Source organism: Actinomycetospora lutea (assembly GCF_028737205.1).
GTDB classification, from domain to species: Bacteria; Actinomycetota; Actinomycetes; order Mycobacteriales; family Pseudonocardiaceae; genus Actinomycetospora; species Actinomycetospora lutea.
Genome location: NZ_JAQZAL010000015.1, coordinates 160,591 through 166,881, shown reverse-complemented (window position 1 = coordinate 166,881; position 6,291 = coordinate 160,591). Strand labels below are relative to the sequence as shown.

Below are 6,291 nucleotides of genomic sequence, written 5' to 3'. Positions count from 1 at the left end.
AGGGCCTGCGCGACCTGATCACCATCCAGCTCGCCCGCATGACCCAGCACCCCGCCTGGAGCACACTGCGCGAGTCCACCCACCCGCCGAACCCCATCACCTTCAAGATCGACCACTTGAAGTTCAACGCTGGCTGACGCTACCGAGCGCTCACCGGGTGCGTGGCGCCGCGCGGGCGCGCTCGGCGGGCACTTCGAGCACACTCCGGCGTGTCGCGCAGCGAGGATGTGGCGATCCTGGCGTGAGACGCCAGCGAAGCCGCATCGCTCGTACCGCTCAGGACACGCCGCGGTCGGCGGACGACCAGTGTTCCGCGCGCAGGTCGCGCTTGAGGATCTTCCCGGCCCCGGAGATCGGGAGGGCGTCGCGCAGCTCCACCGTGCGCGGGGCCTTGTAGCCGGCGATCAGGCCCTTGACGTGCTCGCGCAGCTCCTCGGCGGTCGGTGCCGCCCCCGCGACCGGGACGACGACCGCGTGCACGCGCTCGCCCCACTCGTCGTCGGGCACCCCGATCACCGCGCAGGACGCGACGTCCGGGTGCTTGGCCAGGGCGTTCTCGACCTCGACGGAGTACACGTTCTCGCCGCCCGAGACGATCATGTCCTTGATCCGGTCGACGACGTAGACGTAGCCCTCGTCGTCCATGCGGCCGCCGTCGCCGGTGTGCATCCAGCCGCCGCGCAGCGCGGTCGCGGTCTCCTCGGGGCGGTTCCAGTAGCCGAGCATCACGTGCGGCCCGCGGCAGACGATCTCGCCGACCGTGCCGTACGGGACCTCCTCGTCGTTCTCGTCGACGATCCGGACCTCGGCGTGCGGGGCCGCGCGCCCGGCCGAGCGACGCAGGCGGTCGACGCCGTGGTCGGCGGGGGAGAGCAGCGTCGCGACCGGCGACAGCTCGGTCATCCCGTAGGCCTGGGTGAACTCGGCGGCGGGCAGGCGCTTCGCGGCACGCTCGAGGACGGCCTCGGAGATCGGCGAGGCGCCGTAGAGCAGGTGGCGCAGGCTGGAGAGGTCGGCGTCGGCGGCCTCGGGGGAGTCGACCAGCATCTGGATCATCGTCGGCACGAGCAGGACGTCGGTGACCTCGTGCTCGGCGATCGCCGCGGCGACACCGGCGGGCGTGAACACCGGGACGATGACGTGCGTGCCACCGACGACGTTGCGCGCCACCCAGGAGGCGCCGTCGGCGAGGTGGAACATCGGCGCGGTGTGCAGCAGACGCCCGCCCGGGGTCATGAAGTCGCCGCTCGCCGCGCACCCCAGCGCGGACACGAGCAGGTTCGCGTGGCTGAGCACGACGCCCTTGGGCGTCCCCGTGGTGCCGCCGGTGTAGTAGATGCCGTACGGGTCGGCGCCGCCGCGCCGCGCGTCGGGGACGGGCGCGTGGCCGGCGACGAGCTCCTCGTAGGAGATCATCCCGTCGGGGACCTCACCGTCGCCGCAGTAGACGACGGTCCCGACGACCGGCGCGTCCGCACGCACCGCGGGCACCGCCGGGACGAACGTGTCGTCGACGAGCAGGACCGCCGCGCCCGCGTCCTCCAGCGAGAAGGCGATCTCGGCGGGGCTCCACCGGATGTTCACCGGGGTCACGACGCCGCCCGCCCACGGCACCGCGAACAGGTACTCGTGGTAGCGGTCGGAGTTCAGCGAGAGCATCGCGACCCGGTCGCCGGGACCGACCCCCAGGCCCTGCAGGGCGCCGGCGAGCCGGGCGACGCGGTCGAGGCACTGCGCCCAGGTCCGGACGCGCTCGCCCGCGATCGTCGCGGGCCGGTCGGGGGTCTGCTGGGCGGCGCGGTGCAGCGCCTGGGTGATCTCCACGGCTGGTCCTTCCCTCGGTGCTTGCCGCGCCATGTGAACGGTGATTAGCTCGCTGACGGCGTCAGTGAAGCACGTCACGTCGGCCCGCGGAAGCGACCAGCGGGAGGAGACCGGGATGATCCGGGCGTTCGACGTCGGGACGGTGACGTGACGGTCACGGCGCGCGAATCGTCGTTCACCTCCTGTGGTGGAGAGGGGCCAGGATGACCCTGTCGGCCCCCGCGCGACGGCGCCCGCGCGACCGGCGGCGCCAGATCCTCGCGGCGGCGGCCACGCTGTTCTGGTCCGAGGGCTACCACCGCGTCGGGATGGCGGACGTCGCGACGGCGGTCGGCATCGCCCCGAGCGCCCTCTACCGCCACGTGCGGGGCAAGCAGGAGCTCCTGCTCGCGATCCTCGACGAGCACCTCGCGCGCATCGAGGCCGTGGTCGCCGCGCCGGACGGCGACCTGGTGGACGGGCTCGCCGCCCTGACCCTCGAGCGCCGCGAGTTCGGCCTGCTCTGGGAGCGCGAGGCCGGGCACCTGCCCGCCGAGGAGAGCCGCGCGGTCCGCCACCGCCTGCGCGCGGTGGCCGCCGGCGTCGCCGCCGCGGGCGCCGAGGCCGACCCGGCGAACGCGGAGCTGCGCGCATGGGCCGCGATGTCGGTGATCGACAGCCCCGCGCACCACCGCTGGACGCTCGCCGGCGACCGGTTCGGCGACCTGCTCGCCGGGGCCGCGCGCGCCGTGCTCACCGTGCCGTTGCCCGCGGCGTCCGGGGAGCCGGAGACGCCGGCCCGACCCCCCGGGCTCGCCCCGGCCTCGCGGCGCGAGGCGCTGCTGGCGGCGGCCATCCGGCTCTTCGGCGAGCAGGGCTACCCGGCGGTGGGCCTCGGCGACATCGGCGCGACGGCGGGCATCGCCGGCCCGAGCGTCTACCGGCACTTCGCCACCAAGACCGACCTGCTGCTCGCCGCCCTGCACCGGGGGAACGAGGCGCTCTGGCTCGGCCTGCACCACGCGCTGGCCCGGGCGGGCGACGCCGAGGACGCGCTGACCCGCCTCGCCGCCGACTACACCGCCTTCGTCGCCGACAACCCCGAGATCGTCAGCGTGCTCGTCTCGCAGACCATCCACCTGCCCGCCCCCCACCGGGACGAGCTGCGCCGCTCGCAGCGGGCCTACCTCGCCGAGTGGGTCGCGCTGCTGACCGCCGCCCGCCCCGACCTGCCGGCGCCCGAGGCCCGCGTGCTCGTCCACGCCGCGCTCGCGCTGATCAACAGTCTGGCGCGCGTCCACCACCTCGCGGTCCGCCCCGGCGCCCGGGAACGGATCGCGACGCTGGCCGGCGCGGTGCTCGCCGCGGGGAGCTGATCAGGCCGCGCGCGAGGTCGTCGCGAGCCCGGCGCCCAGCCCGATCATCGCGACGCCGCCCGCGCCGCCGAGCACCGACAGCCGGCGCGGCGAGCGCGCGAACCAGGCCCGCGCGGTGCCCGCCCCGAGCGCCCAGGCGCTGTCGAAGGCGAGGCCGATCGACGTCATGATCACACCGAGCAGGAGGATCTGGGGACCGGTCGCCGCGCCCGGGTCGATGAACTGCGGCAGGAACGCGATGAGGAAGAGCGCGCTCTTGGGGTTGAGCACCCCGACGACGAGGCCGTCGATCCCCGAGCGCCACCATCCGGGCAGGGCCGGGGCCGCGGCCGGCGACGCGAGGGCGGTCGCGGTGGCGTGCCGGTGGCGGATCGCCGTCACGCCGAGCAGCACGAGATAGGCCGCGCCGGCGAACTTGACCACCGTGAACGCCGCGGCCGACTGCGCGAGCACCGCGCCGAGGCCGGCGCCGACGGCGAGGACCTGCAGACCGATGCCCAGCGCGTTGCCGGCGACCGAGCACAGCGCGCGCCGGCGCCCGGCGGCCAGGGCCCGGCTGACCGCGAACACGACGCTCGGGCCCGGGACGGCGATCACGATCGCGCAGGCGACGACGAAGGCGAGCAGGTGGTCGGGCACGCTCGCGAGCTTCGCCCGCGCCGGGCCGTGCGGTCCAGGGAATTCCCGGCCGCGCCGGTGACGGGACCCACCGCCGTGCGGTGAGGACGTCCGGAAGGTCGCGGGGACCCGTGATGTTGTACCGGATGCCGGACCGAGATCGCGTCGAGATCGACACATCGGACCGCCTGTCGGACACGTCTGCCGGACGACGGAGTCCGGAGAGGAGGACGTCGTTGCGACGTCACGAGAGCAGTCCCGTCCTGATCACCGGCGCGGCCGTCTCCCCCGCGGAGGAGTTCGCGGCCCGCCGGCGTCGCTACTCACTGATCATGTCCCTGCGCATCCCCTGCCTGGTCGTGGCCGGGGTGCTCGCCATCGGCTTCGGGTGGACCATCGCGGCGGCCGTGATCGTCATGCTGTCGGTGCCGCTGCCGTGGATGGCGGTGCTGATCGCCAACGACGGCCCGCCCCGCAAGGCCGAGAAGGTCGCCCGCTATCGCGGCGACCGTGTCCTCGAGACCCGGTCGGCCCGCGCGATCGAGCCCGGGCAGGTCATCGACGCGCCCACCGATCGGGCGGCGTGATCGACCGGTGAGCGAGGAGCAGGGCGGTTCGTGGGCGCAGATGGTCGCCCCCGGACGTCGGGGAGCCGTGACGGTGCTGGCCGGCGGCACGCTGATGTTCGCGATCGACACCTACGTCACCGCGAGCCTCCTGCCCTCCGCGGTCGCCGAGATCGGTGGGCCCGAGTTCTACGCGTGGCCCACCACCCTGTTCCTGCTCGCGGCCGTCGTCGCGTCGTCGCTGACCAGCCGGGTGCTGGCCACCGTGCCGGCGGCGCGGGCCTACCTCGTGGCGCTGGCGGTGTTCGCCCTGGGCGCCCTCGTCGACGCGCTCGCCCCGTCGATGGCGGTGCTGCTCGTCGGGCGGGTGGTGCAGGGGCTCGGCGGCGGGTTGCTCGCCGCCATGGGCTACGCCCTCATCCGCGTCGCGCTGCCCCGCACGCTGTGGACGCGCGGCAGCGCCGTGATCGCCGCGATGTGGGGCGTGGCGCTGATCGTCGGCCCCGGCCTCGGCGGGATCCTCGCCGCGGCGGGGCAGTGGCGCTGGGCGTTCGGCGCCCTCGTCCTGGGCAGCCTCGTGATCGCCGCGATCGTGCCCTCCGCGCTGCGCCGCGCCCGCGCGCCGATCTCCCCGGGCCCGTTCCCGGTCGGCTCGGTGCTGCTGGTCGGCGCGGCCGCGGCCGTGCTCAGCGTCGCCGGGCTGGCCGCCTCCCCGCTCGTCGCGGGCCTCGGCCTGCTGCTAGCGCTGGTGCTGCTCGTCCTCTTCGTCGTCCACGAGCGGCGGACGTCGGCGGCCGTGCTCCCACGCGCGACGTTCCGCCCCGGCTCGCCGCTGCGCTGGATCTACGGGCTCATGGCCGTCCTCGTCGGGGTCTCGGGGGTCGAGGCGTTCGTGCCGCTGGTCGGCCAGCAGGTCGCCGGCCTCACCCCGGTGTCCGCGGGCTTCCTCGGCGTCGCGCTGGGCGCCGGGTGGGTGCTCGGCGAGATGGTCAGCGCGTCCGCCCGCCGCCCCCGGCCCCGGGTCCTCGCCGGACCGGTGCTGCTCGCGTCCGGCACCGTCCTGGTCGCGGCCGCGCTGCTCCTCCTCGACGGCACGGCCGGCGTCGTGCTCTGGGCGGTGGGGCTGCTCGCGGGCGGGTTCGGCATCGGGACGGCGTGGCCGCACCTCGCGGCGTCGGCGATCGGCGGCGCGGACCCGGAGCCCGCCTCGGCGGCGGAGCAGGACGAGGGCGAGGCCGACAAGGCCTCCGCGGCCGTGACGACGGTGCAGATGCTCGCCGTCTCGGTCGGCACCGCGCTGGGCGGCGTCGCGCTCGCGCTCGGCGGCGCCGATCCGCTCGCGTCGGCGCGCTGGCTCTTCGCGACGTTCGCCGTCGTGGCCGTGCTCGGGGCGCTGACCGCCCGCCCGGCCGTCCGCGGCGTCTCCTAGCGCAGGATCTCCACGAGCAGTGCCCAGGCGTTGACCAGCCCGCCGACGAGGGCGAGCGCCACCGCGGCCGGCAGCCAGTAGAGCCCGCCGAGCGACTCGGTGAGCAGGCCGATCGCCGCGACCACGGGTGCGAGCGCCGCGGCCCCCGCGGGCACGACGTTCGTCGCCACCCGGGACAGCAGCGGCTGCTCCTCGGCGTGCGCCGCGGGCCGGACCAGGTACCCGAGCGACGGCACGGTCACCGCGGAGATCACCAGGAGCTCGATCGCGAGGGCGACCTCCGCCTGCCCCGGGATCAGGAGCGCGAGCGAGATGAAGACCGGCAGCGCGAGCAGGATCAGGGACAGCGCGGCCCGGCCCGCGATGCCGGGGCCGGAGAGGATCGTCCGGATGTTGATCGAGACGGCGACGAACAGCAGTCCGGCGAGCGCGGCCGCGGCGCCGGCCATGCCGGCGGCGAAGTCGGACCAGGGCTCGGCGTCGTAGGCGGGGTCCACGG

6 protein-coding genes are annotated in these 6,291 nt (G+C 75.4%); 3 read left to right on the top strand and 3 right to left on the bottom strand.

Features of this window, described 5'->3' with window-relative positions; genetic code table 11:
- Positions 1–276: 276 nt before the first annotated feature.
- Positions 277–1,824, bottom strand: a complete 1,548-nt coding sequence (locus PHK61_RS18020) for an acyl-CoA synthetase (RefSeq protein WP_274282388.1) — start codon at positions 1,822–1,824, stop codon at positions 277–279.
- A 203-nt stretch (positions 1,825–2,027) separates the two neighbouring features.
- On the opposite strand from PHK61_RS18020, the gene PHK61_RS18015 reads away from it, so the two are divergent.
- Positions 2,028–3,179, top strand: coding sequence for a TetR/AcrR family transcriptional regulator (locus PHK61_RS18015; RefSeq protein WP_274282387.1), 1,152 nt, complete (start codon positions 2,028–2,030; stop codon positions 3,177–3,179).
- On the opposite strand, the gene PHK61_RS18010 is transcribed toward PHK61_RS18015, so the two are convergent.
- On the bottom strand, positions 3,180–3,818 hold the full coding sequence (locus PHK61_RS18010; RefSeq protein WP_274282386.1) for a LysE family translocator: 639 nt from the start codon (positions 3,816–3,818) through the stop codon (positions 3,180–3,182).
- 215 nt (positions 3,819–4,033) lie between these two features.
- On the opposite strand from PHK61_RS18010, the gene PHK61_RS18005 reads away from it, so the two are divergent.
- On the top strand, positions 4,034–4,384 hold the full coding sequence (locus PHK61_RS18005; protein WP_274282385.1) for a DUF3099 domain-containing protein: 351 nt from the start codon (positions 4,034–4,036) through the stop codon (positions 4,382–4,384).
- Between the two features lie 7 nt (positions 4,385–4,391).
- Complete coding sequence (locus tag PHK61_RS18000) at positions 4,392–5,792, top strand: MFS transporter (protein ID WP_274282384.1); 1,401 nt, start codon at positions 4,392–4,394, stop codon at positions 5,790–5,792.
- Here the strand turns inward: PHK61_RS18000 and PHK61_RS17995 are convergent.
- Complete coding sequence (locus PHK61_RS17995; protein WP_274282383.1) at positions 5,789–6,289, bottom strand: hypothetical protein; 501 nt, start codon at positions 6,287–6,289, stop codon at positions 5,789–5,791. The genes PHK61_RS18000 and PHK61_RS17995 overlap by 4 nt on opposite strands.
- Positions 6,290–6,291 lie beyond the last annotated feature (2 nt).